This is a genomic window from Streptomyces sp. NPDC007875 (assembly GCF_042868035.1).
Taxonomy (GTDB): Bacteria; Actinomycetota; Actinomycetes; order Streptomycetales; family Streptomycetaceae; genus Streptomyces; species Streptomyces antimycoticus.
The window spans coordinates 186,895-212,734 of the sequence record NZ_JBIADZ010000018.1 but is presented as its reverse complement, the minus strand read 5'-3'; the positions used below and the strand labels follow the sequence as shown (position 1 = coordinate 212,734).

The following is a 25,840-nucleotide window of genomic DNA, read 5'->3' as shown; positions in this document are numbered from 1 at the left end:
CCCTAGTTCTGTCCGCCTTGGAGGAACGGGTAGTCGGTATAACCCTCGGGGCCGGATGTGTAGAAGAGTGCCGGGCGCGGCACGTTTTCCAGGTGCTCGCCCTGCCAGCGCTCCACCAGGTCGGGGTTGGCGATGGCCGCTCGGCCCACGGCTACGACATCGGCGTGAGCGGCCTCGATCAGCTCCACCGCTTCCTCGCGCGTGGTGATCGAGGCGGACCCGCTGTTGGCCATCAACTTGCCCCCGAAGCGCCGGCGCAACTGCTGAGCCAGGTCTCCTCCCAGCTCCTTGTGCAGGAGGGAAAGGTAGGCCAGGCCTAGCGGGCGCAGGCGGTCGAGCAGGTGGCCGTAGGTGGCCAGGACGTCGTCCCTGTCGGTCTCCAGGGCGTCCTTGATGTTGCGTTCGGGCGAAATTCGCAACCCGACCCGCCCGGCGCCGATGGCCTTCGCCACCGCCGTGACCACCTCGACGACGAAGCGGGCCCGGTTCGTCGGTGTGCCGCCGTACTCGTCGGTGCGGTGGTTCGACGCTGGGGAGAGGAACTCGTGCAGCAGGTATCCGTTGGCGGCGTGGACCTCTACGCCGTCCAAACCGGCCTCGATCGCCCGACGGGAGGACGTGACGAAGTCCTCAAGTGCTGCTCGGGCTTCCGGGGCGGTCAGTGCCTGCGGCACTGGGTAGGGCTGTTTGCCCTTCTCCGTGTGTCCCTCGCCGTTGATCGCGATCGCGCTGGGAGCCAGGATGTGCCGCCCTCCGTTGACATCGGGGTGGGTGACGCGACCGGCGTGCACGACCTGCATCACGATGCGGCCGCCTTGGGCATGTACGGCCTCGGCCACCCGCCGCCAGCCGGCCGCCTGCTCGTCAGTGACAATGCCCGGCTGCCCCACGAAGGCCTGCGACTCGCGGCTGGGGTAGACGCCCTCGGTGACGATCAGTCCGAGGCTCGCTCGCTGTCGGTAGTGCTCGACCATCAGGTCACCGGGTATGCCGGAGGAGCCCGACCGCATCCGAGTCAGCGGGGCCATCGCGACACGGTTGGCGAGCTTGATGTCTCCGAGTGAATCGGGCGTGAAGAGAGACGGTTTCGCGGATGTCGATGCCGACGTCATTGATGTGACTCCGTTCTGGGATGGGTGAACGCACGGGTGGGGCCGACTCCTGAGGTGTGGTGCGGGAGCACTCGTTCCGTCCCGTCACCACTCGCCGGGGGGCTCCGTCCCTCTTGGACCAACGGCGATGAGCCCACACGGGCCCGCTTTTCCTTGCTCCGCAGGACGGCCGTTCCGGGCGGCGCGACACTGTGTAAGCTGTATCAAGGTTAGTTACATTAACGCGCCGACCGGCACCCCCTGTCAACTTTCAGGAGCACCCTCATGTCCGCACACCTCCACTCCCTTTCAGAAGCCCCGTTGAGCGAGGGCTACGACGCCGCCACCCGTGATGACCCGGAGTTCGCTCAGCACTTCGAGCACCGCTTCACGACCATCGACGGCCTTCAGATGCACTACGTCGTCGGAGGCGACGGCCCCCGCACCATCGTGCTGCTCCATGGCTTCTCGGAGAGCTGGTACGAATATCGGGCGATCATGCCCGACCTGCTGCCGGGCCACACGGTCATCGCCGTGGACCTGCCGGGACTTGGGGACACCACCGGCGAGCTGCCCTCGCACGACAAGGCCACGCTCGCCCGCTACGTGCACCGCCTGCTCCTCCAGCTCGGCCACCAGGAGGGGGTGCAGTTGGTCGCGCACGACTTCGGCAGCGCCGTCGCTTATGCCCTTGCGGCTCAGTGGCCCGAACAGTTCGACGGCTTGATGATCATGGACTTTGGCCTCGTCGGCGGTTCACTCACCTTCGACCAGCTCAAGCCGCTGTCGTTCCACTTCTCCTTCTTCCAGCAGGAACCGCTCTTCGAGCAGCTCGTAGCCGGACAGGAGCGCCTCTTCCTCTCGTACTTCTATCAACTGCTCGGAGCACCGGCCCCGGAGAAGAGCCTCGAAGAGTACGCGCGCGTCTACGGCCGGCCGGGCGTGCTGCACAACGGGTCGCGCTACTACCAGGCATGGCCGCAGGACGAGGCCGACAACCGCCGCCTCATGCGCAAGCCCCTGGACATGCCCGTCCACATCATCGCCCAGGCGCAGCTCTTCGATGCGTTCCACACTGCGCTCAAGGACGCCGCTCCGCAGGCGACAGGCAGCCCTGTCGAGGGAGTGGGGCACTGGCTCCTGCACGAGGCACCCGGGCGGGTACTCGAGGAGATCAAGACCTTCTTCGACTACCAGGACTGATCGTTTCCGTCCCCACTCCGCACCACCCCCATGAGGAGGAAAACGTGCTGGACCACGTGGAGATCCAGGTCGCCGATCCCGAGAAGAGCGCGGCGTTCTACGACGCCGTGCTCGCGCCTCTGGGCGCCAGCCGTCGTATCGAGCACCAGCAGCGTATCGGCTACGGGCCCGGGCGCCCCGAGTTCTGGATCGGTCCGGTGGTCGGACCGGCATCGCCCTCACGCGAGACGCACCTCGGCTTCGCGGCGCCCGGCCGTGACGCGGTCGACGCCTTCTACGCCGCGGCCGTGGCCCAGGGGGCGCCGGTTCTGTACCAGCCGAAGGTGTGGCCGCAGTACCACGACAGCTACTACGCCGCCTTCGTGCGGGACCCGGACGGCAACAACGTGGAGGCCTTCTGCGAGAACCCGGCCTGATGCCGCTCGGCGTAACCGGTACGAGCGAGGGCCGAAGCGGAAATGACGATGACGCCGCGTTTTCCTGCTTGCGCTCGTTCGGGACAGTAGCGGTCGTCCCGCGTTGAAGAGGGCTCCGTTCCACCGAGGGAATTGGTGCGGGTCGGGCCGGGCGTGACCTGGTGGGTTAGCCGGTGTCGGCCCCGGCTTTGCTGTTGCGGGGGTGGTCGGTGGCGATGTTCGAGAACACGTGGATGCCGCCGCCACCGGCGGACCCCTCGCGCTCCTCTACGGCTTCATCCATACCACTGAGTCCCCTGGCCGATCCTGTCCTTCGTTCTCGCAGCAGTACTGCTGCTGGGCTGAAGGCCGGCCATCATGGCGCTCATCGGCGGCACCTGATCGGCCATCCTCTTCGTGGTCGTGCAGTACTGCCAACGCGCGCTGCATTTGGGCACCTGACGTCGGGCTTCGCATTCACTCACGCTCACTGGGGCGCTCCTGGTCACGGTGAGTTCCTCGCTTCCCTGCCCTCGACTCCGCCGACAGCTACGCCACGGGCCGTCCTGCCCGCGCTGCTCATCCAAAGCGTCGGGGCGGCCACGGTTTTCACCCCGACCGCAGTGGTGATCAGGCCCGGTCCGGAAGCGGAAGACGCCGGCTCCATGTCAGGCCTACTCCAGACCACCCAGCAGGTCGCAGGCTCCCTCGGCTTCGCGATCACCGTCGCGACCATGCCGCAGGTGACAACGCCGCCTCCTTCCCCTCCAGCCCGGGCCCGGCCTTCTGCGTAGCGGCAGCCACGACCTTCGCCGCCACGCTTCTGGGCCCGTTCGACCTTCACTCGCCCGGTGGCGGAGCCTGCCCGACAGCTCCGATCTCCTACCCGAAACAACGAACACCACAGGGCCTCGGCCACAACACCAGAAGGAACTGACCATGGGACAGCTGTCCGACAAGGTCGCTCTCATCACCGGCGGCACCGCAGGTATCGGCCTGGCCACCGCCCGGCGCTTCATCAAGGAGGGAGCCTTCGTCTACATCACCGGCCGACGGCGACCGGAACTTGATGCCGCCGTCGAGAACCTCGGCACCCAGGCCGCCGGCGTCCAGGGCGACGTCGCCGACCCTCATACCATCGACCAGGTAATCAGCGCGATCAGGCAACGTCACGGCCGGCTGGACATCGTCTTCGTCAATGCGGGCGGCGGCAGCGTGATCCCTCTGACCGAGATCACTCAGAAAGACTACGACCGGCATTTCTCCGTCAACGTGGCCGGAGCGCTGTTCACCGTGCAGAAGGCCCTGCCTCTGATGACGAACGGCGGCTCCATCATCCTCGTCGGTTCGGTCAGCGCCTCCCGCAACGTTCCCCAGATGAGCCTGTACGGCGCGACCAAGGCCGCCCTGCGCAGCCTGGGCCGTTCCTGGGCCTACGAACTGACTGAACGCGGTATCCGCGTCAACATTGTGAGCCCCGGCCCCATCGATACACCTGCCACCTACGTCGCGGCCGGTGCGCACGACGACGAGTCCCGGCAGCAGGTCAGGGACCAGATGGGCAGCAGCATCCCCCTGGCCCGCATCGGCCGCCCCGAGGAAGTGGCCGCCACCGCGGTGTTCCTGGCTTCCGACCAGAGCTCCTTCACCACGGGCGCCGAACTCTTCGTCGACGGCGGCCTGGGACAGATGTGACCGCACACCCCCACCACCGACCACGCGACCGGACGGGCCGTCACAAGCCGGCCGCCCAGAAGGTACGGACATGACGCGCGATCCCCACACCTGGCACATCACCGCCGCCTGAGCAGGCCTGGGGCGGTCACTCACCGAGACGCTGCTCCAACAGGGCCACCGCGGCGCGGCGACCGCGATGACCGCGTCGCCTGTGTGGACGAATACATCGACACCCAGCACGCCAGCGACGTGCTGCTCCCTGACCTGCCTTCTCCCGTCCACCAACGACCAATTCATGCACCACAGAAGCAAAGGAAAAGGGTAATGACGCAGAACACCCAGCAGATCGACGGTCGCGACGAAGCAGAGATCCGGTCGGTGATCCTTGGATATGTGGAGGCGCTGGATAGCCGTGACTTCGGTCAGCTTGCGGACGCGTTCACCGACACCGCAGAGCTCGAAAACACCTTTGAGAGCTACATCCCGGGCGGCGAGGACTTCACCGGCGTGATGGCCCGGGGCGCGAACGAGATCGCAGGTGCCATCGGCGACCTCATGAGGCGGCTCGATGCCACCCAGCACCTCCTGGGAGCGATCTGGGTCGAGCCCACCGACGAGGGAGCACGCACGCGAACACAGATCATCGCCCATCACCACCGCGGCACCGATTTCTACCACACCGGTGGCACGTACACGGACTCATTCGTCCGCACCGACAACGGGTGGCGCATCGACCGCCGTGTGCTGCACACCTCGTGGACCACGGGCGAGCCGAGCGTGGTCACAGGCGCCTGAACTCCTGCCGGATTGAGCGGCCGCTCCAGTGGCGAGAGGGCTGACTCCGGGCTCAGCGGTAGCTTGCTGGTCCACTCTCCGCCAGGGACAGCGATGCAGTCGAGCCCGGCGCAGCCGGCAAAGTGGGCCGCTCCGCGCCGGCATAGAACTCGATCACTACGCAGCGTGACAGGGGGCCCGTCGAGGCCGGTAGTCTTTCCCGTCTCGGAGGAGGAGTCAGGAACACGGCTGGGGATTCTTTCTACGCTCCTCGGAGCCAGTTGTTGTACGTGTAAGAGGGCGGTGTGGCGAACGCCTAACCGCTCCTCGGTCGAGCCGGATCGAGCGGGGTCCAGCCGGACGGGAACGGGCCGCTTTGTCCGTTGTTTTGGCATCGTCGCAGGTGAGAGGCGTCACGCTTATGGGTTCGAGTCCCACCCGCCCCACCTCGGGAAAATCCTCCTGACCTCCAGATACGTCGGGGTTTGGCCGTCTGGTCGAACCCCGACGCCTCACGGTTGCCTCACACGGCGCCTTTGCGCTGCTTCTCATGGCGCACATCAAGACTCACACGAGCAGGGCCGGCACCGTCTCCTACGGGGTCGTCTGGCGTGTCGGCGGCACCCGCGACGGTAAGTGGGAGCGCGAGAGCTCTGACGACGCGGCGGCGGCGAACGCTTCCGCGATCTGGTGAACGGTCACGGACAGCCATGGCCGCCCGGCTGGGTCAAGGGTGAAGGGTTCGGTCTCGGGTCGGTCGAACAAGGCGCGAATCCCTGCGCGCACACGCGTCTGAGCCGCGTGACTTCACGTTTACGGGCAAGCGGCCCACCCTCCGCGTACAACGTGCGTGGAAGCGTCGAGCCGAGGGCGGCAGGTACCGGGGCCCCAAGACGAAGAAGTCACGACGCACCCTGGTCCTCGCTCCTGACCAGGTGGAGCTGTTCACACGGGCATGTCGGGGCAAGCAGCCTCAGGACTTGACGCTCACGTACTGGGACGTGTCCACACGCGAAACGCCCCTCTGTCCTGCGTTTCCGCAAGGGCAGAGGGGCGTACGAGCGGGAGCGGTGGGATTTGAGCCCGCGGCACCGCCCCTGCTGGGGGCGGCCCGGTGGTCAGCGGCCGAGCGCCTTGGCCAGCCGTTGCTTGGTCATGTGCGAGCGGCCCGCGATGCCACGCTGCTTGGCCTCGTTGTAGAGCTGGTCGCGGGTCGGGCCCTTGGGGCCGCTGTGGGAACGCTCGCCGCCGCGCTGCGGCGCGGACTTCCGGTCCCGCTTTCCATATGGCCCCGTACATGGACGTGGTTCCGGCGCTCAACGGCCGGTTACGCGACGAGCGTCTCCGTTATTTGCCGCGTCCGGTGACGAAGTCGCGGGCTCGGTCCACCAGGCCCGTACCGGGTGCGAGGATCTTGTCGCTCGGCGGGGTGTCCGGGGCGCTGGGGTGCGGCCGGGTGGGGGCGGTCTTCTTCGCGTGCCGGATCTTTTCTCCCAGCTCGTGCAGCTCATCCGCATCGCACGCCTGCCGCAGCTGGACGAAGAGGTTCTGCTCCTCATCACTGACGTGGCTCGTGACCTCTGTCTTCAGCTTGGTGACAAGCACGTCGAAGTCAGCGGCGTCCGCCCCGCGCTGCTCCAAGTCCTTCAACAACTGCTCGACCCGGGAATGATCGGCGATCTCCTTGTCGGCGATCGCGTCGCCTCCTGCCAAGCGACGACGGATGGCGGGGTAGAGGTACTGTTCCTCGGCGACTGAATGCCGCACCAGCTCGATGGTGAGCTGGTCCAGCAGTCGCTTTCGCTCGGAATTTCCCGGAGTGGCGGCCTGGATTTCTTCGAAAAGTGCGTCGACCTCGCGGTGGTCGGTGGTCAGTTCATTGATGACGTCTCCGCCGTGCCCCACTGCCATCACAGCCCTTCTCTGCCTATGGTGCTTGTGCCGCGGCGAAGAACGTCGCCCTCGGTCCGATGGCGGCCATGATCGACCGGACCCGCGACACCGTCCGCAAGGCCATGGGCAAGGACGGCTGAGGCGTGTCCACCCTCGTGGTCAGTCGGCGGCCACGGGGTCACTGTGCAGGCGCTCGAGCAGTTACGCGTGGTGCAGCTCTGTGACCGGTGCCATCAGGTCCGGGGAGACGTATCGGCCGCACACAGCTTCCTTCCGCCTACCGGCGGGCTCCCGTATGGTCGCGCAGTCGCCAGCGCCGCGGGGCCGCGGTTCGCCCACTGCCGGTCCGGGCCTTGCCAGCCGGGCTCTGGCAGGGAGTATGGAGCCAGGCGGTGATCCAACCCGCCTCCATCGCGGCGTCGAGAAGGTAGGTAGGGCGTATGCGCCCCTTGGGCACGTAGACGAGGTCGATGGCCAGCAGTGTCAGGGCTGTCGTGAGCCCGACGCGCCGCGCCACGGTACGTCCCTCGGCCGAGGTGGCCCCGACGAGCTGGGATACCCCGTTGGAGACCAGCAGGCCGCCGACCGCCTGCTGCAGCCACCGCTCCGTCTTCGGCCCGAAAACCCACTCGAAGCTCCGCAGGTGCAGAAGCGGCCACAAGCCGCCCACGACGTTGAACGTGCCGTGTGCCACGGCGAGCGAGTCGTTTCCGTCGGAGGATTTCTTGCGCGGTGTGCAGGTACGCATAGGCTCGTCCTTTTTGCCGTAGGTGGTCTCGTGTCCGCAAGGGCGGACCGGCCGATGCGGTCCCTCCTGTCATGGAACCCACCAAGAAGGAGTCCGCGACGCTGAGGAAGCCGAAGCCGGGCGTCGCCTTCCTCAGCTCATGCGGGGGCGCGGTGCTAGGCGCTGCCCGTCATCTGGCGTTGCCGCTCGCCGTCGGTGTGTACCTTGCCCATGAGAGAGCCTTCGTCCTGCTCGTAGTGAGAGAGGGCCAGGCCGAGGCCGAAGAGCGTGGGAGCCCATTCGCCGACGAAGATGCCCCACCGGTCGGCACGGTCCATTCCGGCGCCGGGCTCGACTCGGAGGGAAGCGGCCCAGGTGCCGACGGAAAGGGCGATGGAGGCTACAGCGGTGGTGTAGACGTGCTCGCTGCGCAGGCCCATATCGTGCAGCTTCTTGATCACGACGGTGCTCCTTCGGAAGAGTCCCCCCCTGGGCTCGCCCTCGTGTGCCCAGCCTCCGGCCAGTGATGCAGGCAGGCGAGCACGAGACATGCCGCTTTCTCGCGGTGGGAGTAGTGCGGGGTCACGGGACGCGCACGGCGGTGGTCGGGCTTCGCTCTGGTCCCGGCCGCACACGCCCGGGTCATAGGCGAGGCCGTGGCCGCGTCGGAGGGGTCACCACGCATCGCGCTGACCACGACGGGCACACCCATGAGCCGGGCGAGTGGCCACTTGGCATACGGCCCACGTCGCGAGCCGTGCGAACGGGATGGGCGCCCGAGCGTCGGCTCGCCTATGACCCGCTCCCGGGGGCTGGGTCAGCGGCCGTAGGCGTCCTTGCGGGGCAGGGGGCCGACGCCGATGTGGCGGCCGGGGCGGAGGGCGGCGTGGCGTTGTCCGGGCCCGGGGCCGCCTCGTGCGGCGAGGGCGTCGGCGATGGCGCCGGTGGCGAAGGCGTAGACGGCCTTGTGCAGCACGTCCACGATCAGTTCCTCGCGGGGCCAGGTGGCGGGCGGGGCGCCGACGCCGGTGGCGTTTTCGAGGATCTGGTCGTTGGTGAGGCGCACGACCATGAACTTCGCCGAGGCCACCGGGCCGCGCAGCCCGACGTGGGCCATGACCGAACGCAGCACGCCGAGCACAGCGGCCTGGCCGAAGTGCATGGCCCAGTTCACCGGCACGGGTTGCTTTTGGGGGACTTCGGGCAGGCCGGTCAGGCGCTGGAGGACCCGGGCGGGCACGTGCGAGTCGGGCCGTTTGGTGAGGGCCTGCTCGATCTTCTCACCGAGTGTCATCACGAGACCTCCAGCGGTGCCGGCGATCAGTCCCTGCCACAGCGCGCGCTTGATCATGCCTCGACGGGTACCCGGGGTCGGCGCCCTGCGCCACCGACCGGGGCGGGCTCCACTCGGTTGCCGGGCGGCTCATCCGGATGCCGCGGTCGGCGGGCTGGCCGCGGGGGCGGGGTGGGCGTACTGGGCAGCGGACGCGAGCCCGGTCAGGAAGGGGGCCCTTATGGCGCCCCCTTCCCGGCGTCGCCCGGTGCTCCCATGTGTCCACGATGTCCGCGAAGCGGTCGGGATGGAGGCGCACAGCGGCGGGCGAGTACGCCGGGCAGAACACGCAGCGCAAGCCCCACGCCCTCGCCGACCGGTGGTGAAGCCCATGTCCGAGGGATCCGGCCTCGAGGGTCCGGCGCTCGCTCCGACGCTCACGCGGAACGGGACGATGCGCACCGTGTCGAAGGGGTAGATGCGCTCCCGTCGCATGTCTCGGACGATGACGGCCGGCGAGGGGCCTCAGGTGGCATCCCCCGGGGTCACCAACGGCCCGACGGGCCGGGGGACGCCGAGACGCACATGGCTGACGCCTTGCGAGAAGTGCACCACGGGCTCGGCGAGGGGAGGGGGAAGGCCCGCCGCGCTGGTCAGCGTCTCCTCGAGCACGTCAACCGTGGCGTCGGACAACGGCCAGGGCTCGTGCTCGACAGGTGTCTCCCACAGCGCGCCCAGCCGACGCGTGTACGCCCGCCAGCGCGAGGTCAGCCATACGTCCCGATCGGTCGGCATCATCGGCTCGCCGGGGCGGACGGCCAGATGGTACGACGGCGTACCGCCCCACCGGGAGCCGACGTAGGAGATGGCATTCCCCTTCCGGGAGACACTCAGTCTGCCCGGGTTGTACGGCGCGCCGACGGCGCGAGCCCCCACCATCAGTGGGCAGGCCACCTCGATGGACAGGAACCAGAGCCCGTCCCGCCCGCCCGGACGCCGGACGTAGGTCCGCAGATTGGTCTCCGCGAACGTCGGGACCCCCGGCACCGCCGCGGGTATGACAGGGGGACGCACGTGCGCCATGACAAAGGGCGTGAGACTCACCCGTGCCACGCCCTCGTACGTCTCCACGACCAGCCCCTCAGGCACCAGAGTCCGAACCTGATCCGGACGGAAGGGCCAGTGCACGAACGTTTGCGTCAGCCAGCCGGCCCGCAGCGCGGGAAGCCGAACCCGCTGCTCCGATCCATACGCCACCACAGAGGGCGGGTCCCCGCCCATCGCCTGCGGAAACGCGCGGACGGCGAGGGGAACACCCCGTTCTCATGACCTCTTGCGCAGCCGTCGGGCTGCGGTGAAGGCCGCGAGCAGCAGTCCCGCGGCCCAGCCCAGCAGCTTCCTGACACCCTGACCGATGGGGCCACCGAGCAGGTCGCGCGACCTGTCGTATCCGCTCAGTGGCACGCCCAGGACGGCGTTGCCCGGAGGGCGCCGCGGGATGGCGGGGTGCGGGTGGGTGGGGGCGGTCAGACGTGCGGCTTCCCAGAGCGCTCCGAGCCGGCGCAGCCGGGCCGCGTTCATCGCCTCCTGTAGCCGGGGCAGCAGCAGGTCCTCTTCGTCGCGGATGTCCTGACGGATCAGGCTGAAGGCGCGCTCGATCTTCTCCCCACGCACGGGATCGCCAGGGGAGAGGCGTTCGACCTCGGCGATCAGGTCGTTGATCTCCTGGTGTTCCTCCTCCACGCGGAAGGTGAGTTCTTCTCCGTCCGCCACACCGCGCCTGACCACCGGCCACAGCACGGTCTCCTCGGCGAAGGCGTGGCTGAAGACAAGCTGGACGATCTCCTTCAGCACGCGCTCCCGCTCGTCGCCCCCCGCGAGGGCGTAGTGATCCATCAGCCGGTCGAGCTCAGCATGGTCGCGCCGCTGCCGCGCCAGGACACTGCCTTTCCCGCCCAGCTGCCCGAGGGTCTGTTCCTTGATGGTCTCGGTCATGCGCTTCTCCTCCGGGCTCGGAAGGCCAGTGGTGGCGCCCGGTCCGCGACGGTGTTGGCCGGTTGCTGACCGGGTAACCCCCGGCACGGAGAATCAAGCGGGCCACCTATCCCGCTGCGGGCCGCGGGAGGTGTGCCATGGCGCCATCTTCGGGTACTCGTGGCGGATGATGCTGATGACCCCTCCGGGGGTGTACGCGCCGCAGCATGACACGTGGCTGCTGACCGAGGCGCTGGACCGGGAGAACATCACCGAGGGCACCGTCGTCCTGGACATCGGGACCGGAAGCGGCGCCCTGGCCATCGCCGCCGCCCGGTCAGGCGCGGGGCAGGTGACCGCCGTCGACATCTCGCCCTTGGCCGTGGCCACCGTGTGGCTCCGCTCCCGGCTGGAGGGGCTGCGTATCCACGTGATGCGCGGCGATCTTTTGACTTCGGTGGCCGACCGCCGCTTCGATCTCATTGTCGCCAATCCCCCCTACGTCCCCTCCCCGGCTGCCCGTCGGGGCCGCGCCGTGGCGTGGAACGCCGGTGTCGACGGCCGGGCGCTGCTCGACCAGATCTGCCGGGACGCGCCGCCGCTCCTGCGCCCCGGGGGTGTGCTCCTTCTGGTCCACTCCGCGCTGTGCGGCGTCGAGGAGACAGTGGAGCGGTTGGGACGAGCGGGCCTGCGGGCGGCCGTAACCGGCCGCCGCCTCATCCCGTTCGGGCCGGTGCTGCGCGAGCAGGCCGCGTGGCTGGAGGCCCGCGGGCTGATCGAGCCGGGCGGGGAGAAGGAAGAGCTGGTGGTGATCCGTGCCGAACGAGCGTGGTGAGGGCGACGATACGTGTCCGGAGCACCGGACGTGCGGGCGTGCGCGTGTCGTGCGGGTGACGCTGGGAACGGATGGCCCGATGCTGATCGAGGGGCCCGTCGAGGTGGCCCTGCCGGACGGCAGCGTGGTCCGCTCCGACCGCTTCACGGCCGCCGTGTGCCTGTGCGGCCGCAGCGCGAGCTACCCGGTGTGCGACACCAGCCACCGCCGGAGGCCACCGAGGTCACAGCGGAATACGCGATGAGGCCCGATGTCGAGCACTCCACAGCGCATCGGCCACGAGGGCCCCACCCGCGACCGACCAGCGCTCTTTGAGCGGACGTGCGCATCCCGCGCAGGGGGAGCGGAGCAGGTGGCGTTCGGCTGAGGCGGTTGTGGGTGAGAGGCCGCGGGGGCGCTGCCCCGCCGGACGGGTCGACACCAGGGGCGGGGCCCTGTGGGCGGCTCCAGCATGCATGAGGAGGGGCTGGTCCGGGCACTCGGCCGCTGATCCGCAAAGTGACGTCCCCGCGTCGCCGGGAGCGGGGCGGGGACGTCTCACCGTGAGGAGGGACATCGATGACCATCGCACGAGACATCATGACGCCGGGGGCCGACTGTGCCAGTGCCGAGGACAGTGTCCTGGACGCGGCGCACAAGCTCACCGATCTGCACGTCGGTGCGCTGCCGATCTGCGGCACCGACAACCGGCTCAAGGGCGTGGTGACCGACCGTGACATCGTGGTGAAGGTCCTCGGTCAGGGGAAGGACCCCGCTCGGACGAAGGTCGGTGAGCTGGCTCAGGGAGAGGCCGTGACCATCGGCGCCGACGATGACGCCGAGGAGATCTTCACGACCATGAGCCATCACAAGGTACGGCGGCTGCCGGTCATCGACGGGCACGACCTGGTCGGCATGGTCGCCGTGGCCGACGTCGCCCGAGCCCTGCCGCACCCCGAAGCCGGGGATCTGCTCGAGGCCCTGTCGAGCGACTGACCAGCACGCCACACCCGCCGCAAGAAATGTGGCCGGTGAAACGCTTCGGAGCCGGGGCGGGCGGAACCGGGCCGGCAGTGGAAGGGGAACAGCTCACGTGAGTGATCCACTGCGGGGCCTGTCGGATGAGGAGCGGCACCGGCTCGGGCCCGTCACGCACGGCCGCGACTTGGAGCCGATGCTCGCGACCCTCACGCACGAGCGGTTCTCCGACGAGCACTGGCTCTACGAGCGCAAGCTCGACGGCGAGCGCTGTCTCGCCCGCTGCGAGGAGGGCCGTGTCGAGCTGCTCAGCCGCAATGGCCGCTCCGCCGCCTCCGCCTACCCCGAAGTCGTCGACGCCCTCGGTGCCCAGTCGCTACCCGACTGCGTCCTGGACGGCGAGGTCGTCGCCTTCGACCGGGGCCGCACCAGCTTCGCCCGCCTCCAGCCACGCATCCACCTCGCCTCCCCGGACCAGGCCAGGCGGAGCGGCGTGAGTGTGTACTACTACCTCTTCGACGTCCAGTCCATCGCCGGGGCCGACGTCACCGGGCTGCCACTGCGCCGCCGTAAGGCCCTGCTGCGCTCCCTGCTCACCTGGCGCGACCCGCTGCGCCTGACCGCGCACCGCAACACCGCGGGAGAGACCTACTACCGTTACGCCTGCGAGCACGGCTGGGAAGGGCTGATCGCCAAGCGCGCGGACGCCCCGTACACGCACGGCCGGTCCTCCGACTGGCTCAAGTTCAAGTGCGAGCAGGGCCAGGAGCTGGTGATCGGTGGATGGACCGATCCGCAGGGCACCCGCTCGGATCTCGGTGCCCTCCTCCTCGGCTACTACAGCGCCGGCGACCTCCGCTACGCGGGCAAGGTCGGCACCGGCTTCGACACCAAGACCCTCCAGGCGCTTGCCCGGGAGCTGCAGGGCCTGCGCTCGTCCACCTGCCCCTTCGCCGATGGCAACCCGGGCACCGGTCCCGGGACCCACTGGGTTCGGCCCGAACTGGTCGCCGAGATCGCCTTCACCGAGTGGACCCGCGACGGGCGCCTGCGCCACCCCCGCTACCAGGGGCTGCGGCGGGACAAGTCGGCCCGCGACGTCGTGCGCGAGGGGCCGTCGCGTCCGTGCGGCCGGTAAACGCCGAGCGAAGGAACGACCGTGCCAGGGCGGACGATGCTAGGCCAGGGGAGATGAGCTGCTCGGCGAGAGGCAGCTGGAACAGGCCGAAGTGCCACATCGACGGGGTCTCCGGGTTGGCCGACAGAGCCGGGAAGCGGTACAGGCTGTCGTCCGGGATGGGAGCCTCCATCACGGCCATCCGGCGAACCTCCGACGGCCACTGGGCCGCGTAGGCGTAGCTGACCCACAGACCGACGTCGTGCCCGACGACCTGGACGCCGTCGTTCAGCTTCAGCCGCTTCAGCAGCGCATGCACGTCCCGGGCCATCTGCGCCTTCTGGTAGCCGCTCTTGGTGACTTCGGAGTTGCCGGCGCCGCGGAGGTCGACGGCGATCACGGTGTGGTGCTTGGCGAGCGGTCCCATCTGGTCCCGCCACTCGGCCCAGGACTGGGGGAATCCGTGGATCAGCACGACCGGTGAGCCTTTGCCTCCTCGCAGGTAGTGCATGCGGAAGCCGTTTACCTCCGCGTACTTGGACTGAAAGCCGGGGGGCGGTTTCGCCTGCGGGTAAGGCGACGGCGCTTGCGCCGTCGCGGTGCCATGGCCGCGACTCTCGCCCCATGCTCCAGGACTCGTGCTGAGGGAGACCACCAGGACAGTCACCAGCGCCGCGACGAGCGCGGCGAATGTATTGGTCTTTCCTCTTCGGGTACCCATGATTCACGTACCTAAAGAGGGGCCGTGGGTCAAAGGTCGGCGAACACCCCGCGGAGCATGCCGGTGGCCTGGCCGACCTCGATGAGGTAGCCATCGGGGTCGCGCAGATAGCAGCGCAGCTCGGCCTTGCGGTCGAGGGGCTCCGTGAGGAACTCCGCTCCTTTGGCCACGGCGTCGGCGTAGAAGGCGGCGATATCGGCGACCCGGACGTTCAGGAAACTGGACACGGTGTTACCGCCCTCCGGCGGCACAAGCGTCACCTCGGGCTTGTCCGGGGTGGGCCCGCCTCCGGGGTTCATGATGATCCAGCTGTTCGCCACCCGCACGATGGCCGGGTTCTCCTCCAGTACGACCTCACCGCCGAAGATGTCGGCGTAGAAGCGTCTCGATCTCACGACATCGCGCACGGTAAGGAAGTGGGTGAGAACGAGCCCTTGCTCAGGTGTGGGCAAATTGCCGGGAGTCGTCATGGCCGTGGCCCTCTCTTCCCAGCGGAGAGTGAAACCGAGCAGGAGCACACCGGCCCGCACTCTGCTCACGCCCCGCCCGTCCCCTCTGGGTAACCCCGTGGGAGCGGGATATGCGCCCGAACGGACTACGCTGTCGAAAGGCGGCTGTACTTCGACACTTCGAGAGATGTGGGTCTTCGGACCGGGAGCGGGGAGCGATGAGCGACGCACCACTGACGGGTGCCCTTCGGCTCCCGGACGGCTGCTGGGTCCGTGGCCGGGGCCTGCGCCACCCGCGACCGGACGGGCCGCTGCCCGGCTTCGGTCTCTACCTGGGGTCCACCCGGCTGCGCCACCGGCATGACGGGGAGCTGGAGTGGGAGCGGGCGTGGATCGAGTGGCCCGACTTCCTGCTGCCGCGTGACCGCGACCTGGCCGTGCGGCAGATCCGCGCGCTGTACCAACGGGCACGGGCGGGCACGCCCGTCGAAGTCGCCTGCGGAGGCGGCGTCGGCCGCACCGGAACCGTCATCGCCTGCCTGGCCATCATGGCGGGGGTGGCGCCCGCGGACGCTGTGGCCTGGACACGCGCGCACCATCACCACCGGGCCGTCGAGACCCCTTGGCAGCGGCGCTGGGTGGCTCGGTTTCCGGGCGGCTGACACCGACGACCCGGCGGCCCCCTTGACCGCCGGGTCTCAGGTGCTCAGCCGTGGGAGACGGTCAGCCCGTAGAAGCCGACGCGCGCTCCGTTCGTGGTGCTGTCGGAGGACGACTGGTTGTAGGAGCCGGCCTTGAAGTACTGCTTGTACTGGAAGAAGGACGACGGGATGTCGTAGTGCGTCGTGCTGCCGTTGACCGTCAGGTCGATCGTGTCGCCGCCGGAGACGCCGATCGTGTAGTTCCAGGTCTTGCCGACCGACACATGGCCCACGTTGTGCAGCGTCTGGCCGCCCTCGGGGGAGTTCTCCGTTCCGAGGACGATGTCGCCGTTGGCGCGGTAGTAGAGCTCCACCAGCGGCTTCGTGGAGGATCCGCCCGAGCCGAGGTGGATCTGCCCGACGCAGACGTTCTTCGTCACCGACACCACGCGCAGCGTCGCCTGCAACTTGTGGGAGCCGCTCAGCGACCAGTCCGCGGCGCTGCCGTTGCGGTTCATCTCGCGCAGTTCGGAGCGGGCGTAGTTGGAGTTCGGCGTGGTGACGCCCTTCTCCGGTGCCCAGAACGTCATCGCCCCGTCGCGCTTGTCGGTGTAGAAGTAGTCGTCCTGGAATCCGTTCGACCCCTGGAGCCGGGACGAGGGGATGGTCGTCGGCTTGCCGGGGGAGCCGACCGGTTCCTGGAGTTGCCACACCGACAGGTCGAAGTTGCCGCCCGGCGCCTTCGACGGGTCGGCGAAGGGCGTGGCCGCGGTGGTGGCGCCGGCGGGCATCGCGAGGGCCAGGCCACCGATGACGGCGGTCACGGTCGCCAGCGAGGCGAGCAGCGTACGGATGCGCATGGGAATGCCTTCCCGTGGGGGGTGGGGTAGAACACGCGTCCACATACATGAAGGACATGTTTCTTTGTGAACGACGAGACCTGTCGAGAAGGTAAGGTCGTGGTGTGTCCGCGTCAATCCTCCGTACGGAGAAAAGGCCGGGCGCGGGCCGCCGCCCGCGCCGCCGCCCAGGACGCACGGCGAGCCCCAGACGCCTTCGGCCTCCGGGAAGTCGGGAGTGCCCGCCGCCCCCAAAAAAACGAACTGTCACTCGGCCACGCCGTGCGATATGTTCGCCGACGGCGATTCCTCCTGCCTGCTACCTGTCAAAGGACTGAAGCCCATGGACTCGGCGTCCCCCAGCGGCCGCCGTCGGCACTGAACGATCGGTGCCACACGCGTCTCCTCACGGCGGCCCCACGTATCCGCACACCGTTTCTTTCGTGGCGCCTTCCGCCGCGCTTCTTCGTGAGGTCACATCACCATGGGCACCGACGTCCAGAGCTTTGCCGTAGCCAACCTCCGCCGCCGCCCCGTGCTTGTCGAAACCGGGGGCTTTGTGGCGGGGTTCGATCCCGGCACCACCAGCCCGTACATCAACTACGCGACCCCGCTCCCCGGCGCCCGGCCCACCGCCCGGGACGTCAAGGAGCTGATCGAGGCGTTCCGGGTACGCGACCTCAGGCCCCGGCTCGAGTTCGCGCCGGACGCCGCGCCCGCCGTGGAGCCCGCGCTACGGGAGGAGGGGTTCACCGTGGAGGCGGTGCACGCGTATCTGGTGTGCACCCCGGACAGGCTCACCCTTCGTCAGGACACGGAGGCCGGCCCGGGGGCGGGCCCGGTGGCGGTCCCGTCCACGGACGAGGACTACCGGGCGATCGACGCCGCGCTGTCCGAGGCGTTCGCCGGTGAGTTCGCCTCCTCCCCGGAGGGGGCGGCCCGGCTGCGCCGGATCCAGGAGGACGGGGGTGCGGTCCGGTTCGTCCGGGCACCCGATGGGGGCTGCGCCGGAGGGGCCACCTGCTCGGCACCCGCCGTGGGCACCGCGGAACTGGCGGGCGTGGGCACCCGGCCCGCCTTCCGCGGCCAGGGCATCGCCGCCGCGGTCACCGCCGCGCTGACCGAGACGATGTTCGCCCGGGGAGCCCAGTCGGTCTGGCTGGAGTACTCGGGTGAGGGCTCCCGCCGCGTCTACGAACGCGTCGGGTACCAGCCCCGGGGCACCCGGCTGTACATGAGTCTCGGGGGCTGAGAGTAGGGGGGCTTGCTCTACTGCCGTTGCCGTAGAGCAAGCCTCCTCTGCCGCCTGCTGGACAGGCTCAGCGCGGGGCCGCCGCCTCCAGCTCGTCCACGCTTCCGGACATGATCGTGCGGATATGGGCGGTGAGGTGCTCGATCGGCCAGTCCCACCAGGCAAGGGCCAGCAGCCGGGCGATGTCCGCGTCGTCGTAGCGGCGGCGGATGAGCTTGGCCGGGTTGCCGCCGACGATGCCGTAGTCGGGAACGTCGTCCACCACCACGGAACCGGAGGCGATGACCGCGCCGTGGCCGATGCGGACGCCGGGCATCACCATCGTCCGGTATCCGAACCAGACGTCGTGGCCCACCACGGTGTCGCCCCGGCCCGGCAGGCCGGTGATCAGGTCGAAGTGGTCGGCCCACGAACCGCCCATGATGGGAAAGGGGAAGGTGGAGGGGCCGTCCATACGGTGGTTGGCGCCGTTCATGATGAACCGCACCCCTTCGCCCAGCGCGCAGAACTTCCCGATGACCAGCCGCTCGGGCCCGTAGTGGTACAGCACATTGCGGGTCTCGAACGCGGTGGGGTCATCCGGGTCGTCGTAGTACGAGAACTCCCCGGCCTCGATCAGCGGCGAGGTGATCAGCGGCTTCAGCAGCACCACCCGCGGCTGCTCGGGCATCGGGTGCAGCACTGTCGGGTCGGCGGGTATGGCTGGCATCGGGCATCGCCCTTCCTCGTCCGGGGAGGTTTTCTCGCCATGATCGCAACCTCGTCGACCGATGTCGCGCGCATTCCGCGGGGCGTCCGCGAGGCAACCCGAGCGTGCTTCCTGGAGTCCTTGAGCGGTGAAGCCTTCGTTCGCATCCGCGTTCGTGTCCGTAGCTGTGTCCGTTGTCCGTTGTCCGTGACCGTTGTCCGTGCCCCTTGTCCGTGACCGCTCGATCCGCCTCGCGAGGTGCCGCCGTGCGTTCGTCCGTTCCCGTCGCCGCCGTGACCGTGTCCGTGCTGCTGCTCGCCGGGTGCAGCGAGGGCGGCCACGGGGGCCCGAAGCCGGCGGAGGGGGCCACGAAGGGGACGGCCGGTGCCTCGCTCGGGGACTTCAACGGGGACGGTTACGACGACTTCGCCACCGCCATCCGCCCCACCAGCGCCTCCCGGGGGCCGCTGCCCGCCCGGCTGGCGGTGGTCTACGGCTCGGCGCACGGCCTCGACCCGCGGCACCGCCTCGTCGTCGACGGCGCCGAGGACGACTACGTCGGGCCCCTGCTGCGCACCGATCTCGACGGCGACGGCTTCACCGACCTGGTGACGGCGCGCTTCCGGCACGGGAGTTCGCCGCGGGGCGAGCGGACGGGGGAGACGGTCATGTTGCGCGGCGGCCCCCGTGGGCTGGCCGCGCCGCGCCCGCTCCGGGGTGGCGCGGCCGGATTTCTGGCGCTGGCCGTGGGGGACTTCGACGGGGACGGCGCGGCCGACCTGCTGGCCTCGGCGGCCGACGGCCGGGGTGCGGTCCGGGTGCTGTACGGGCCGTTCGGCACCAAGGCGGGCCCCGCCCGTACCGCCCCGCTCCCCACCGGCCGGGCCCGCCGCGCGGCACCCGCCGCCGCGCCTGCCACCGCCACCGCCGGGGACTTCGACGGCGACCGTCGCACCGATGTGGTGCTGACCTACCGCTACGACGCCGCGCAGTCGGAACGGCCCGACAAGCCGGAACCCGACGACACCGCCCCCCTCGACACCCCCGTCGCCCACTACCGCGGCGGTCCCAAGGGCCTGGTGCGGGACAAGCGGCCCGAGGCGCGCCTGGCCCACGCCCTCGGCACGGAGGACGGCCCGCGCGAGCCCGCGGCCGGGGACGCCGACCACGACGGGATCGACGATCTGCTCGCGCCCGGCCAGGGGACCCTCGGCCCCGGCCGGCACTCCGGCGCCGGGCGGCTGACCGTCGTCCACGGCGCCAGGTCCGGTCCGGGCCGGGGGCGTTCGGATCTCACGGTCGATCCGTCGGGGCCGGGCCTGCCCGGCGATGCGCGGCGCGGCGATGGCTTCGGCGGCTCCCCGTCCGTCGGCGACATCACCGGCGACGGCCGTCCCGACCTGGTGGTGGCCACCCCGGAGAAGAACTACGGCAACGGCCGGCTCACCCTGCTGCCCGGTGCACGGCGCGGGCACGGTGGCGAGTACGACCCGGCCGCGAGCGCGCACGAGGGGAACGGCGGGGAGCAGACCGTGGACCTGGACACCCCGGGGGTGCCCGGCCGGCACACTCCGTACGGCTTCGACGCCTTCGCCCCCCAGCCCCCGCTCCTCGACGTCGACGGGGACGGACACGACGATGTGATCGCCGCCGCGCCCGGCTACGGCCATGGCAGGACGGGTGGCTTCTGGGTCTTCCGGGGGACCGATCGCGGGCTGTCCACCAGGGACGTACGCCGTTTCACCCCCGCCGACCTGGGCATACGCTTCAGGACGGCCTGACCCGCGGAGCAGCCGTAAGGGCGCCACCGCCCCGGAATAACCGCGGGCGGTGGCGGGGTTACCGTGCATGTGGCATCTGCCGATGTACGGAAGCGGGTAACGCAGGCATGAGCACTAGCACCGTCGAGCTCACCAAGGACAACTTCGACGAAATCGTGTCCGGTAGCGAATTCGTCCTGATCGACTTCTGGGCCTCCTGGTGCGGGCCGTGCCGGATGTTCGCGCCCATCTACGAGAAGGCCGCCGAGCGCCATCAGGATCTGCTGTTCGCCAAGGTCGACACCGAGGCCCAGCCCGAGCTGGCCGCCGCCTTCGACATCCAGTCCATCCCCACGCTGATGATCGTGCGGGAGAACATCGCGGTCTTCGCCCAGCCCGGCGCCCTCCCCGAGCCGGCCCTGGAGGACGTCATCGGCCAGGCCCGCGGCCTCGACATGGACAGCGTGCGGGCCTCCATCGCCGCCGCGTCGAACGAGAAGCGGGCCATCGACGAGGAGAAGGAGCAGGCCGCCGCCGGCGACGAGAAGGCGTCCGGCAACCGTGGCTGAGCTGGTGCTGATCCGGCACGGCGAAACCGAGTGGAGCCGGTCGCGCAAGCACACCAGCTGGACCGATGTGCCCCTGACACCGCGCGGTGAGGAGCAGGCCCGCGCCCTGCGCCCGCCGCTCGCCGCGCGGAAGGTCGGGCTGACCCTGGTCAGCCCGATGGCGCGGGCCATGCGCACCGCTCGGCTCGCCGGGCTCGAGGACCTCACGGTCGAGCCCGATCTGCAGGAATGGGACTACGGCGGCTACGAGGGCATCACCACCACCGAGATCCACCGCACCCGCCCCGGCTGGAACCTGTGGACCGACGGCGTCCCGCCGGGCGGCGCCGACCACCCCGGGGAGTCGCCCGAGCGGGTCGGGGCCCGGGTGGACCGGGTGCTCGACCGGATCGCCGCCGAGCTGGAGGCGGAGGACGGCGCCGATGTGGTGCTGGTGGCGCACGCCCACGTACTGCGCGTGCTCACCGCCCGCCGGCTGGGCCTGCCCCCGTCCGCCGGCGCGCTCTTCCGGTTGGACACCGCGACGGTGAGTCGACTCGGAACTGAGCATGGTCGCCCGGCCGTGGTCGCCTGGAACGTAGGCTCGGAGTCGATCTCCGGGCAGGGAGCCGCTGGCAGCGGTGGCACCCCCGCCGGGTGATCATCTCCATGCATATCTCACGTCCGACAGGAAGCAGGGAACAGCGAGCATGGCTACGACGCGTACCGCGCACACCGTCTGGCAGGGCAATCTGGCCCAGGGACAGGGGACCGTCACCTTCGACTCCTCCGGCATCGGCGAGCAGCCGGTCTCCTGGCCGTCCCGCGCCGAGCAGGCGAACGGCAAGACCAGCCCCGAGGAGCTGATCGCGGCGGCCCACTCCAGCTGCTTCTCGATGGCGCTCTCGCACGGCCTCACCCAGGCGGGCAACCCGCCCACCCAGCTGACCACCCAGGCCGAGGTCACCTTCCAGCCCGGCACCGGGATCACCGGCATCCACCTCACCGTCGAGGGCACGGTGGACGGCCTGGACGAGGCCGCCTTCACCGCGGCGGCCGAGGACGCCAAGAAGAACTGCCCGGTGAGCCAGGCGCTCGCCGGTACGGAGATCACGCTGTCGGCGAAGCTGGCCTGACGTTCTCCACACGCTGCAGCAGTCCCCAGGTGAACTCCGCCACATAGTGGCGGAGTTCACCGTTCTCCGCCTCCGGCGCGTCGAAGGCCAGCCGCCAGCGGGTGGGCGCCGAGCCCTCCATGGGCCGCGCGGGCGCGAAGGCGCGCGCCACCTCGTCCACCGTGCAGGACCAGGGCACGAGGTCGGCAGCCGTACGCAGCCGCGGCCCGGGCGCGCCCGGAGCGCGCACCAGCCATTCGTTCCACACCGCCCCGTTCGGCGCGGTGAGCACCTCGAACCGCAGATCCGGCCACAGCGGCACGGACCAGCTCAGCGCCTCGCTCGTCAGATCGCCGATCCGGCGGGTGGAGGTGGACTCGGGTGGGCCCAGCACGGAGCGGTAGCGGGCGACCGCCGAGCGCCGCCGTGGCGAGCGCTGCATGGCCTGCCAGCGGCGGTTGGCCTCGCGCATCACCGCACGCCCGAAGCCCAGCTCGCGCAGTGCGTCCTCGACCAGCCCCGGCTGATGGTCGGCCATCCGCCGCAGCAGCACGAGGACGAAGGGGAAGGGGGTGGGGAACGAGTCGGGCTGGAGGAACGAGCCGGGCGCGGAATCCATGGCTCCTACTTTGCCGGACCATTGCCGGGGGAAGTCCGCTCCGCATAACCTGTGTTCGCGATACCGGCCACCGGCCGGAATCTCGAACACTTGCCATCTGACCAGAAGGGGAGGGCGAGCACTATGGGACGCCTGGTGCCCGCGGTGACACGGGCTCTGGACATACTCGAGCTCTTCCTGGACGGAGACGGCACCCTCTCCGCACCCGAGATCACCCGTCGGCTCGGCCTGCCCCGTACGACCGTCCATGAGCTGGTGACCACTCTGGCCGCCCGTTCCTATCTGGTCCAGGTACCCGACCAGCCCGGCCGCTATCGGCTCGGGGTGCGGCCGTATCAGCTGGGCAGCCGCTACGCCGAGCAGCTCGACCTGGCCGCCGAGGGCCAGCAGGTGGCCCGGAGCGTCGCGGAGACCTGCGACGAGACCGTGCATGTCGCGATTCTCGAGGGCATGGACGTCATCTATATCGCCAAGGTCGACTCCACCCACGCCGTCCGCATGGTCTCCGCCGCGGGCCGTCGGCTGCCCGCCCACTGCACCTCGGTCGGCAAGATGCTGCTCGCCTCCCTGACGGACGACGCCCTGGACGCGCGGCTGTCCGGCGAGCAGCCGCTGGCCGCGATGACGGACAACAGCATCACCTCCACCGTCGAACTGCGCCGCCATCTCCTCACCGTGCGCGAGCGCGGCATCGCGGTCGAGCAGCGGGAGTCCAATCCGGATGTGAGCTGTGTGGCGGCTCCCGTACGGGACTCCACGGGAAGGGTGGTCGCGGCGCTGTCGATCTCGGTGCCGACGATCCGCTGGAGCGAGGAGCGCCAGGCCGAGCTGGCGGAGCTGGCGGCCAAAGGCGCGGGAGAGCTGTCGGTGCGGCTGGGACATCGGAGGCGGGACATATGAGCACACGGCCGTCGCTCGAGATCGCGGTGCGCGCGAGCGCCGTGCTCGGTGAGGGACCCACCTGGGACGCCGCCGCCCGGCGGCTGATCTGGGTGGACATCCTCTCCTCCCGCGTCCACACCTACGACCCCGCCACCGGCCGCCGCACCACCCTGGCCACCGAGCAGCATGTCGGCGCGGCGAAGCCCCGCGCGGGCGGCGGTCTCGTGGTCAACCTCCGCGACGGCATCGGGATGTACGGAGCCGACGGCGGCTTCGACTGGCTGCTTCGCGAGGCGGTCCCAGGCCGCCGTGGCAACGACGCCGCGGTGGCGCCGGACGGCGCGCTGTGGGCGGGCACCATGCGCTACGACGAGACGGCCGGCGGCGGCACGCTCTCCCGGATCGGCGCCGACGGCTCCCCTACGGAGTTCCTGCCGCAGGTGACGGTCAGCAACGGCATCGGCTGGAGCCCGGACGGCCGCCTCATGTACTACATCGACACCCCCACCCGCCGTATCGACGTCTTCGACGTGGACGACGCCGATGGTCCGGTGGTCTCAAGCCGGAGGCCGTTCGCCGAGGTCGAGAAGGGCGCGGGCTTCCCGGACGGGCTGTGCGTGGACGCCGGCGGCGCGGTGTGGGTCGCCCTGTGGGACGGCGCCGCGATCCGTCGCTACGCCCCCGACGGGACACTCGATCGGGTGGTGGAGCTTCCCTTCCCGCGCCCCACCGCGTGTGCCTTCGGCGGTGCGGACCTCACCGATCTGTATCTGACCTCGGCACGGGTCGGACTCGGCGTCGCCGCGCCGCCGCTCGCCGGGTCGCTGCTGGTCATCGAGGGTGCGGGGCAGGGTCTGGCGCAGCCCGCCTTCGCCGGCTGAGCGGGGTCGGGCGGCCGCCGACGGCTGGCGGGACACGGCCTGACGAGGGCATTCGTACGGTCTTTGCACAGGATCCTCACACCCCGCGTCCTGCTGACCTACCCGTTGGTCACATAACCTGCCCGGCGAAATGGATTACTGCTCTCCCTGCCGCCGCCATCTCAACGGTGCCGTCTCCTGCCCCGGTTGCGGGACGCCCGCTGGGGACCTCGGCCTGCCCTCCGCCGCATCGGACACGACACACGAGGGCGGGGCCGACACGCCCGCGCCCCGTGCGGAGCGGAGAGCCGACCGCCGCGCGGACCGGCGTACGGGCGGACGTGCCGAACGGCGTACGGACGAGCCCGAGGACGGACGTACGGGCGGGCGAGCCGACCGCCGCGCGGCGCAGGCGTCCCCCGCTTCCGGTGCCACCCGTGCCTCGCGCCGGAAGCCCAAGCCCCGTCTCATCGGCAGCCGCGCCCGTCGGGCCCGCCGGGGGCGTGGCCGCCGGGTGACGATCATGGCGGCGGTGCTCGGCCCGGTGCTGGCCGCGGTGTTCGTGGCCGAGCTGGCCACCGAGGGGCACTGGCGGGAGTCCTCCCCGTCGCCCAGTCGGCAGGAGCCGGTGGCCGACCGCAGCGGCGGTGTGTCGGACTCCGACGGGCCGGTCACCCAGGACCCGACCGGCCCGAGCGAGCTCCCCTCGGCGACGGACAGCGGCCAGGGCGAGGACAAGGACGCGTCCAAGGACAAGGGCAAGGACGACGGGAAGTCCAAGGACGAGAAGGACGACACCTCGTCCGATCCGGACGGGTCCTCGGATCCGTCGGACGCCACCTCCTCGGCCCCGGGCGGCCCCGGTACGACCCAGGGGCCCACCACGCCGTCGCATCCGGGGCCCACCGCCCCGGCGACCGTCGCGCCGACGCCGACCCCGTCGCCCTCGGATACCTGCAATCGCTTCCTGTGGTGGTGCACCTAGCCGGGCATCCCGGCGCGCTACGGCTGTGCCTTCGCTACGGGCCGCTACGGGCTCCGCTTTCGCTACGGCGCGACGCCCAGCATCCGCTTGAGCAGATCGCGCAGCACCGTACGCTCCTCGTCCGAGAGCTCCGCCAGCGGTTCGCGCGCGAAGTCGAGCGAGCCCCGGAGCCGTTCGGCGGTCTCCCGGCCCGCCTCGGTGGCGGCGGCCAGCTTGACCCGCCGGTCGGCCGGGTCGAGGCGGCGCTCGGCGAAGCCGCGCGACTCCAGACGGTCCACGATCCCGGTGACGTTCGACGGCTCGCACTTCAGCTGCTGGGCGAGCCGGCGCATCGGCGTCGGGCCGCCGGACAGCAGGCCCAGCACCCGGGCCTGTGCCCCGGTCAGGGAGTGCTTGGCTGCGGCCTCCTCGTATTCCTCGTGATAACGGGCCACGATGGTGCCGATGAGCTCGACGACCTCGAGGGTCAGCGGGTCGATGCGGGACGTCATGCCAACCAGCGTACCCATTTACTTGACAACATGAAATATTCAGCAGCATGATTGTTTCATCTGCTGAAGCGTAT

The 25,840-nt window shown here is 70.1% G+C and carries 31 protein-coding genes and 1 pseudogene; 18 read left to right on the top strand and 14 right to left on the bottom strand.

Translation table 11 applies throughout. The features are described 5' to 3' along the window. Positions 1–2: 2 nt before the first annotated feature. Complete coding sequence (locus ACFYOY_RS32040) at positions 3–1,112, bottom strand: alkene reductase (RefSeq protein WP_388590968.1); 1,110 nt, start codon at positions 1,110–1,112, stop codon at positions 3–5. A 264-nt stretch (positions 1,113–1,376) separates the two neighbouring features. Here ACFYOY_RS32040 and ACFYOY_RS32035 point away from each other — a divergent pair, with 264 nt between their 5' ends. The 5 genes from ACFYOY_RS32035 (at position 1,377) to ACFYOY_RS32015 (ending at position 5,834) form a co-directional block, all read left to right on the top strand. Further along, positions 1,377–2,294 carry an alpha/beta fold hydrolase gene (locus ACFYOY_RS32035; RefSeq protein ID WP_388590966.1) on the top strand — a complete coding sequence of 306 codons (918 nt, stop codon included), beginning with the start codon at positions 1,377–1,379 and terminating at the stop codon, positions 2,292–2,294. Positions 2,295–2,338: 44 nt separating this feature from the next. Further along, complete coding sequence (locus ACFYOY_RS32030; RefSeq protein ID WP_388590964.1) at positions 2,339–2,710, top strand: VOC family protein; 372 nt, start codon at positions 2,339–2,341, stop codon at positions 2,708–2,710. A 918-nt stretch (positions 2,711–3,628) separates the two neighbouring features. Next, on the top strand, positions 3,629–4,384 hold the full coding sequence (locus ACFYOY_RS32025; protein WP_388590962.1) for an SDR family NAD(P)-dependent oxidoreductase: 756 nt from the start codon (positions 3,629–3,631) through the stop codon (positions 4,382–4,384). Positions 4,385–4,690: 306 nt separating this feature from the next. Next, positions 4,691–5,161, top strand: coding sequence for a nuclear transport factor 2 family protein (locus tag ACFYOY_RS32020; RefSeq protein ID WP_388590960.1), 471 nt, complete (start codon positions 4,691–4,693; stop codon positions 5,159–5,161). Between the two features lie 529 nt (positions 5,162–5,690). After that, positions 5,691–5,834: a hypothetical protein gene (locus tag ACFYOY_RS32015; RefSeq protein WP_388590958.1), complete on the top strand. Its 144-nt coding sequence runs from the start codon at positions 5,691–5,693 to the stop codon at positions 5,832–5,834. Positions 5,835–6,258: 424 nt separating this feature from the next. Here the strand turns inward: ACFYOY_RS32015 and ACFYOY_RS32010 are convergent. From ACFYOY_RS32010 to ACFYOY_RS31980, 7 genes and pseudogenes are all read right to left on the bottom strand, one after another. Continuing rightward, positions 6,259–6,417, bottom strand: a pseudogene (locus tag ACFYOY_RS32010) (plasmid stabilization protein); the annotation flags it as partial. A gap of 70 nt (positions 6,418–6,487) precedes the next feature. Further along, a complete protein-coding gene (locus ACFYOY_RS32005) occupies positions 6,488–7,045 on the bottom strand; it encodes a hemerythrin domain-containing protein (protein ID WP_388591009.1) in 558 nt (185 codons plus the stop codon). A 265-nt stretch (positions 7,046–7,310) separates the two neighbouring features. Then, on the bottom strand, positions 7,311–7,781 hold the full coding sequence (locus ACFYOY_RS32000; protein ID WP_388590956.1) for a hypothetical protein: 471 nt from the start codon (positions 7,779–7,781) through the stop codon (positions 7,311–7,313). A gap of 155 nt (positions 7,782–7,936) precedes the next feature. Further along, positions 7,937–8,221, bottom strand: coding sequence for a hypothetical protein (locus tag ACFYOY_RS31995; RefSeq protein WP_388590954.1), 285 nt, complete (start codon positions 8,219–8,221; stop codon positions 7,937–7,939). Between the two features lie 356 nt (positions 8,222–8,577). Beyond that, positions 8,578–9,111 carry a hypothetical protein gene (locus ACFYOY_RS31990; RefSeq protein WP_388590952.1) on the bottom strand — a complete coding sequence of 178 codons (534 nt, stop codon included), beginning with the start codon at positions 9,109–9,111 and terminating at the stop codon, positions 8,578–8,580. Between the two features lie 447 nt (positions 9,112–9,558). Then, positions 9,559–10,314, bottom strand: coding sequence for a YqjF family protein (locus ACFYOY_RS31985; RefSeq protein ID WP_388590950.1), 756 nt, complete (start codon positions 10,312–10,314; stop codon positions 9,559–9,561). A gap of 42 nt (positions 10,315–10,356) precedes the next feature. After that, complete coding sequence (locus ACFYOY_RS31980) at positions 10,357–11,028, bottom strand: hemerythrin domain-containing protein (RefSeq protein ID WP_388590948.1); 672 nt, start codon at positions 11,026–11,028, stop codon at positions 10,357–10,359. Positions 11,029–11,194: 166 nt separating this feature from the next. On the opposite strand from ACFYOY_RS31980, the gene ACFYOY_RS31975 reads away from it, so the two are divergent. The 4 genes from ACFYOY_RS31975 to ligD all read left to right on the top strand — a co-directional run bounded on the left by ACFYOY_RS31975 (position 11,195) and on the right by ligD (position 13,937). Then, complete coding sequence (locus ACFYOY_RS31975; RefSeq protein WP_388590946.1) at positions 11,195–11,842, top strand: HemK2/MTQ2 family protein methyltransferase; 648 nt, start codon at positions 11,195–11,197, stop codon at positions 11,840–11,842. Between the two features lie 79 nt (positions 11,843–11,921). After that, positions 11,922–12,086 (top strand): CDGSH iron-sulfur domain-containing protein, encoded by a 165-nt coding sequence (locus tag ACFYOY_RS31970; RefSeq protein ID WP_388590944.1) that lies wholly within the window; start codon positions 11,922–11,924, stop codon positions 12,084–12,086. Between the two features lie 314 nt (positions 12,087–12,400). Continuing rightward, positions 12,401–12,817, top strand: a complete 417-nt coding sequence (locus ACFYOY_RS31965; RefSeq protein WP_388590942.1) for a CBS domain-containing protein — start codon at positions 12,401–12,403, stop codon at positions 12,815–12,817. 97 nt (positions 12,818–12,914) lie between these two features. Continuing rightward, positions 12,915–13,937 carry a non-homologous end-joining DNA ligase gene (gene ligD, locus ACFYOY_RS31960; RefSeq protein ID WP_388590940.1) on the top strand — a complete coding sequence of 341 codons (1,023 nt, stop codon included), beginning with the start codon at positions 12,915–12,917 and terminating at the stop codon, positions 13,935–13,937. On the opposite strand, the gene ACFYOY_RS31955 is transcribed toward ligD, so the two are convergent. Beyond that, on the bottom strand, positions 13,822–14,637 hold the full coding sequence (locus ACFYOY_RS31955) for an alpha/beta fold hydrolase (RefSeq protein WP_388590938.1): 816 nt from the start codon (positions 14,635–14,637) through the stop codon (positions 13,822–13,824). The two genes, ligD and ACFYOY_RS31955, sit on opposite strands and share 116 nt — an antisense overlap. A 29-nt stretch (positions 14,638–14,666) precedes the next feature. Beyond that, positions 14,667–15,107 carry a VOC family protein gene (locus tag ACFYOY_RS31950; RefSeq protein ID WP_388591007.1) on the bottom strand — a complete coding sequence of 147 codons (441 nt, stop codon included), beginning with the start codon at positions 15,105–15,107 and terminating at the stop codon, positions 14,667–14,669. A 197-nt stretch (positions 15,108–15,304) separates the two neighbouring features. Here ACFYOY_RS31950 and ACFYOY_RS31945 point away from each other — a divergent pair, with 197 nt between their 5' ends. Beyond that, on the top strand, positions 15,305–15,748 hold the full coding sequence (locus tag ACFYOY_RS31945; protein ID WP_351882742.1) for a protein-tyrosine phosphatase family protein: 444 nt from the start codon (positions 15,305–15,307) through the stop codon (positions 15,746–15,748). Positions 15,749–15,792: 44 nt separating this feature from the next. Here ACFYOY_RS31945 and ACFYOY_RS31940 read toward each other — a convergent pair whose 3' ends face one another. Then, a complete protein-coding gene (locus ACFYOY_RS31940; RefSeq protein WP_351882744.1) occupies positions 15,793–16,587 on the bottom strand; it encodes a polysaccharide lyase family 7 protein in 795 nt (264 codons plus the stop codon). Positions 16,588–17,050: 463 nt separating this feature from the next. On the opposite strand from ACFYOY_RS31940, the gene ACFYOY_RS31935 reads away from it, so the two are divergent. Continuing rightward, positions 17,051–17,818, top strand: coding sequence for a GNAT family N-acetyltransferase (locus ACFYOY_RS31935; RefSeq protein WP_351882746.1), 768 nt, complete (start codon positions 17,051–17,053; stop codon positions 17,816–17,818). A 67-nt stretch (positions 17,819–17,885) separates the two neighbouring features. Here ACFYOY_RS31935 and ACFYOY_RS31930 read toward each other — a convergent pair whose 3' ends face one another. Next, the gene (locus tag ACFYOY_RS31930; RefSeq protein ID WP_351882748.1) at positions 17,886–18,527 is read right to left on the bottom strand and encodes a CatB-related O-acetyltransferase; all 642 of its coding nucleotides are present in this window, start codon (positions 18,525–18,527) and stop codon (positions 17,886–17,888) included. Positions 18,528–18,772: 245 nt separating this feature from the next. On the opposite strand from ACFYOY_RS31930, the gene ACFYOY_RS31925 reads away from it, so the two are divergent. The 4 genes from ACFYOY_RS31925 to ACFYOY_RS31910 all read left to right on the top strand — a co-directional run bounded on the left by ACFYOY_RS31925 (position 18,773) and on the right by ACFYOY_RS31910 (position 21,950). Next, entirely contained in the window at positions 18,773–20,287 is a 1,515-nt protein-coding gene (locus ACFYOY_RS31925; protein ID WP_351882750.1) for an FG-GAP and VCBS repeat-containing protein, read from the top strand. Positions 20,288–20,394: 107 nt separating this feature from the next. After that, the gene (gene trxA / locus ACFYOY_RS31920; protein WP_351882752.1) at positions 20,395–20,835 is read left to right on the top strand and encodes a thioredoxin; all 441 of its coding nucleotides are present in this window, start codon (positions 20,395–20,397) and stop codon (positions 20,833–20,835) included. Continuing rightward, on the top strand, positions 20,828–21,475 hold the full coding sequence (locus ACFYOY_RS31915; protein WP_351882754.1) for a histidine phosphatase family protein: 648 nt from the start codon (positions 20,828–20,830) through the stop codon (positions 21,473–21,475). The genes trxA and ACFYOY_RS31915 overlap by 8 nt, the downstream gene beginning before the upstream one ends. Positions 21,476–21,524: 49 nt before the next feature. Continuing rightward, the gene (locus tag ACFYOY_RS31910; RefSeq protein ID WP_351882756.1) at positions 21,525–21,950 is read left to right on the top strand and encodes an OsmC family peroxiredoxin; all 426 of its coding nucleotides are present in this window, start codon (positions 21,525–21,527) and stop codon (positions 21,948–21,950) included. Here the strand turns inward: ACFYOY_RS31910 and ACFYOY_RS31905 are convergent. Next, the gene (locus ACFYOY_RS31905) at positions 21,925–22,548 is read right to left on the bottom strand and encodes a hypothetical protein (RefSeq protein WP_351882758.1); all 624 of its coding nucleotides are present in this window, start codon (positions 22,546–22,548) and stop codon (positions 21,925–21,927) included. The genes ACFYOY_RS31910 and ACFYOY_RS31905 overlap by 26 nt on opposite strands. A gap of 123 nt (positions 22,549–22,671) precedes the next feature. Here ACFYOY_RS31905 and ACFYOY_RS31900 point away from each other — a divergent pair, with 123 nt between their 5' ends. The 3 genes from ACFYOY_RS31900 (at position 22,672) to ACFYOY_RS31890 (ending at position 25,275) form a co-directional block, all read left to right on the top strand. Continuing rightward, positions 22,672–23,448, top strand: a complete 777-nt coding sequence (locus ACFYOY_RS31900; RefSeq protein ID WP_351882760.1) for an IclR family transcriptional regulator — start codon at positions 22,672–22,674, stop codon at positions 23,446–23,448. Further along, positions 23,445–24,311, top strand: a complete 867-nt coding sequence (locus ACFYOY_RS31895; RefSeq protein WP_351882762.1) for an SMP-30/gluconolactonase/LRE family protein — start codon at positions 23,445–23,447, stop codon at positions 24,309–24,311. The genes ACFYOY_RS31900 and ACFYOY_RS31895 overlap by 4 nt, the downstream gene beginning before the upstream one ends. A 130-nt stretch (positions 24,312–24,441) precedes the next feature. Beyond that, positions 24,442–25,275, top strand: coding sequence for a hypothetical protein (locus ACFYOY_RS31890; RefSeq protein ID WP_388590933.1), 834 nt, complete (start codon positions 24,442–24,444; stop codon positions 25,273–25,275). A gap of 62 nt (positions 25,276–25,337) precedes the next feature. Here ACFYOY_RS31890 and ACFYOY_RS31885 read toward each other — a convergent pair whose 3' ends face one another. Then, positions 25,338–25,766, bottom strand: a complete 429-nt coding sequence (locus tag ACFYOY_RS31885; protein ID WP_137965625.1) for a MarR family winged helix-turn-helix transcriptional regulator — start codon at positions 25,764–25,766, stop codon at positions 25,338–25,340. Positions 25,767–25,840 lie beyond the last annotated feature (74 nt).

Bases quoted from the DNA above. Each gene is read 5' to 3' on its own strand.
- ACFYOY_RS32040 (WP_388590968.1), bottom strand. From the start codon at position 1,112: ATGACGTCGGCATCGACATCCGCGAAACCGTCTCTCTTCACGCCCGAT.
- ACFYOY_RS32035 (WP_388590966.1), top strand. From the start codon at position 1,377: ATGTCCGCACACCTCCACTCCCTTTCAGAAGCCCCGTTGAGCGAGGGC.
- ACFYOY_RS32025 (WP_388590962.1), top strand. From the start codon at position 3,629: ATGGGACAGCTGTCCGACAAGGTCGCTCTCATCACCGGCGGCACCGCA.
- ACFYOY_RS32020 (WP_388590960.1), top strand. From the start codon at position 4,691: ATGACGCAGAACACCCAGCAGATCGACGGTCGCGACGAAGCAGAGATC.
- ACFYOY_RS32015 (WP_388590958.1), top strand. From the start codon at position 5,691: ATGGCGCACATCAAGACTCACACGAGCAGGGCCGGCACCGTCTCCTAC.
- ACFYOY_RS32000 (WP_388590956.1), bottom strand. From the start codon at position 7,781: ATGCGTACCTGCACACCGCGCAAGAAATCCTCCGACGGAAACGACTCG.
- ACFYOY_RS31990 (WP_388590952.1), bottom strand. From the start codon at position 9,111: ATGATCAAGCGCGCGCTGTGGCAGGGACTGATCGCCGGCACCGCTGGA.
- ACFYOY_RS31985 (WP_388590950.1), bottom strand. From the start codon at position 10,314: ATGGGCGGGGACCCGCCCTCTGTGGTGGCGTATGGATCGGAGCAGCGG.
- ACFYOY_RS31980 (WP_388590948.1), bottom strand. From the start codon at position 11,028: ATGACCGAGACCATCAAGGAACAGACCCTCGGGCAGCTGGGCGGGAAA.
- ACFYOY_RS31975 (WP_388590946.1), top strand. From the start codon at position 11,195: ATGATGCTGATGACCCCTCCGGGGGTGTACGCGCCGCAGCATGACACG.
- ACFYOY_RS31970 (WP_388590944.1), top strand. From the start codon at position 11,922: ATGCTGATCGAGGGGCCCGTCGAGGTGGCCCTGCCGGACGGCAGCGTG.
- ACFYOY_RS31965 (WP_388590942.1), top strand. From the start codon at position 12,401: ATGACCATCGCACGAGACATCATGACGCCGGGGGCCGACTGTGCCAGT.
- ACFYOY_RS31955 (WP_388590938.1), bottom strand. From the start codon at position 14,637: ATGGGTACCCGAAGAGGAAAGACCAATACATTCGCCGCGCTCGTCGCG.
- ACFYOY_RS31950 (WP_388591007.1), bottom strand. From the start codon at position 15,107: ATGACGACTCCCGGCAATTTGCCCACACCTGAGCAAGGGCTCGTTCTC.
- ACFYOY_RS31945 (WP_351882742.1), top strand. From the start codon at position 15,305: ATGAGCGACGCACCACTGACGGGTGCCCTTCGGCTCCCGGACGGCTGC.
- ACFYOY_RS31940 (WP_351882744.1), bottom strand. From the start codon at position 16,587: ATGCGCATCCGTACGCTGCTCGCCTCGCTGGCGACCGTGACCGCCGTC.
- ACFYOY_RS31935 (WP_351882746.1), top strand. From the start codon at position 17,051: ATGGGCACCGACGTCCAGAGCTTTGCCGTAGCCAACCTCCGCCGCCGC.
- ACFYOY_RS31930 (WP_351882748.1), bottom strand. From the start codon at position 18,527: ATGCCAGCCATACCCGCCGACCCGACAGTGCTGCACCCGATGCCCGAG.
- trxA (WP_351882752.1), top strand. From the start codon at position 20,395: ATGAGCACTAGCACCGTCGAGCTCACCAAGGACAACTTCGACGAAATC.
- ACFYOY_RS31910 (WP_351882756.1), top strand. From the start codon at position 21,525: ATGGCTACGACGCGTACCGCGCACACCGTCTGGCAGGGCAATCTGGCC.
- ACFYOY_RS31905 (WP_351882758.1), bottom strand. From the start codon at position 22,548: ATGGATTCCGCGCCCGGCTCGTTCCTCCAGCCCGACTCGTTCCCCACC.
- ACFYOY_RS31900 (WP_351882760.1), top strand. From the start codon at position 22,672: ATGGGACGCCTGGTGCCCGCGGTGACACGGGCTCTGGACATACTCGAG.
- ACFYOY_RS31895 (WP_351882762.1), top strand. From the start codon at position 23,445: ATGAGCACACGGCCGTCGCTCGAGATCGCGGTGCGCGCGAGCGCCGTG.
- ACFYOY_RS31890 (WP_388590933.1), top strand. From the start codon at position 24,442: ATGGATTACTGCTCTCCCTGCCGCCGCCATCTCAACGGTGCCGTCTCC.
- ACFYOY_RS31885 (WP_137965625.1), bottom strand. From the start codon at position 25,766: ATGACGTCCCGCATCGACCCGCTGACCCTCGAGGTCGTCGAGCTCATC.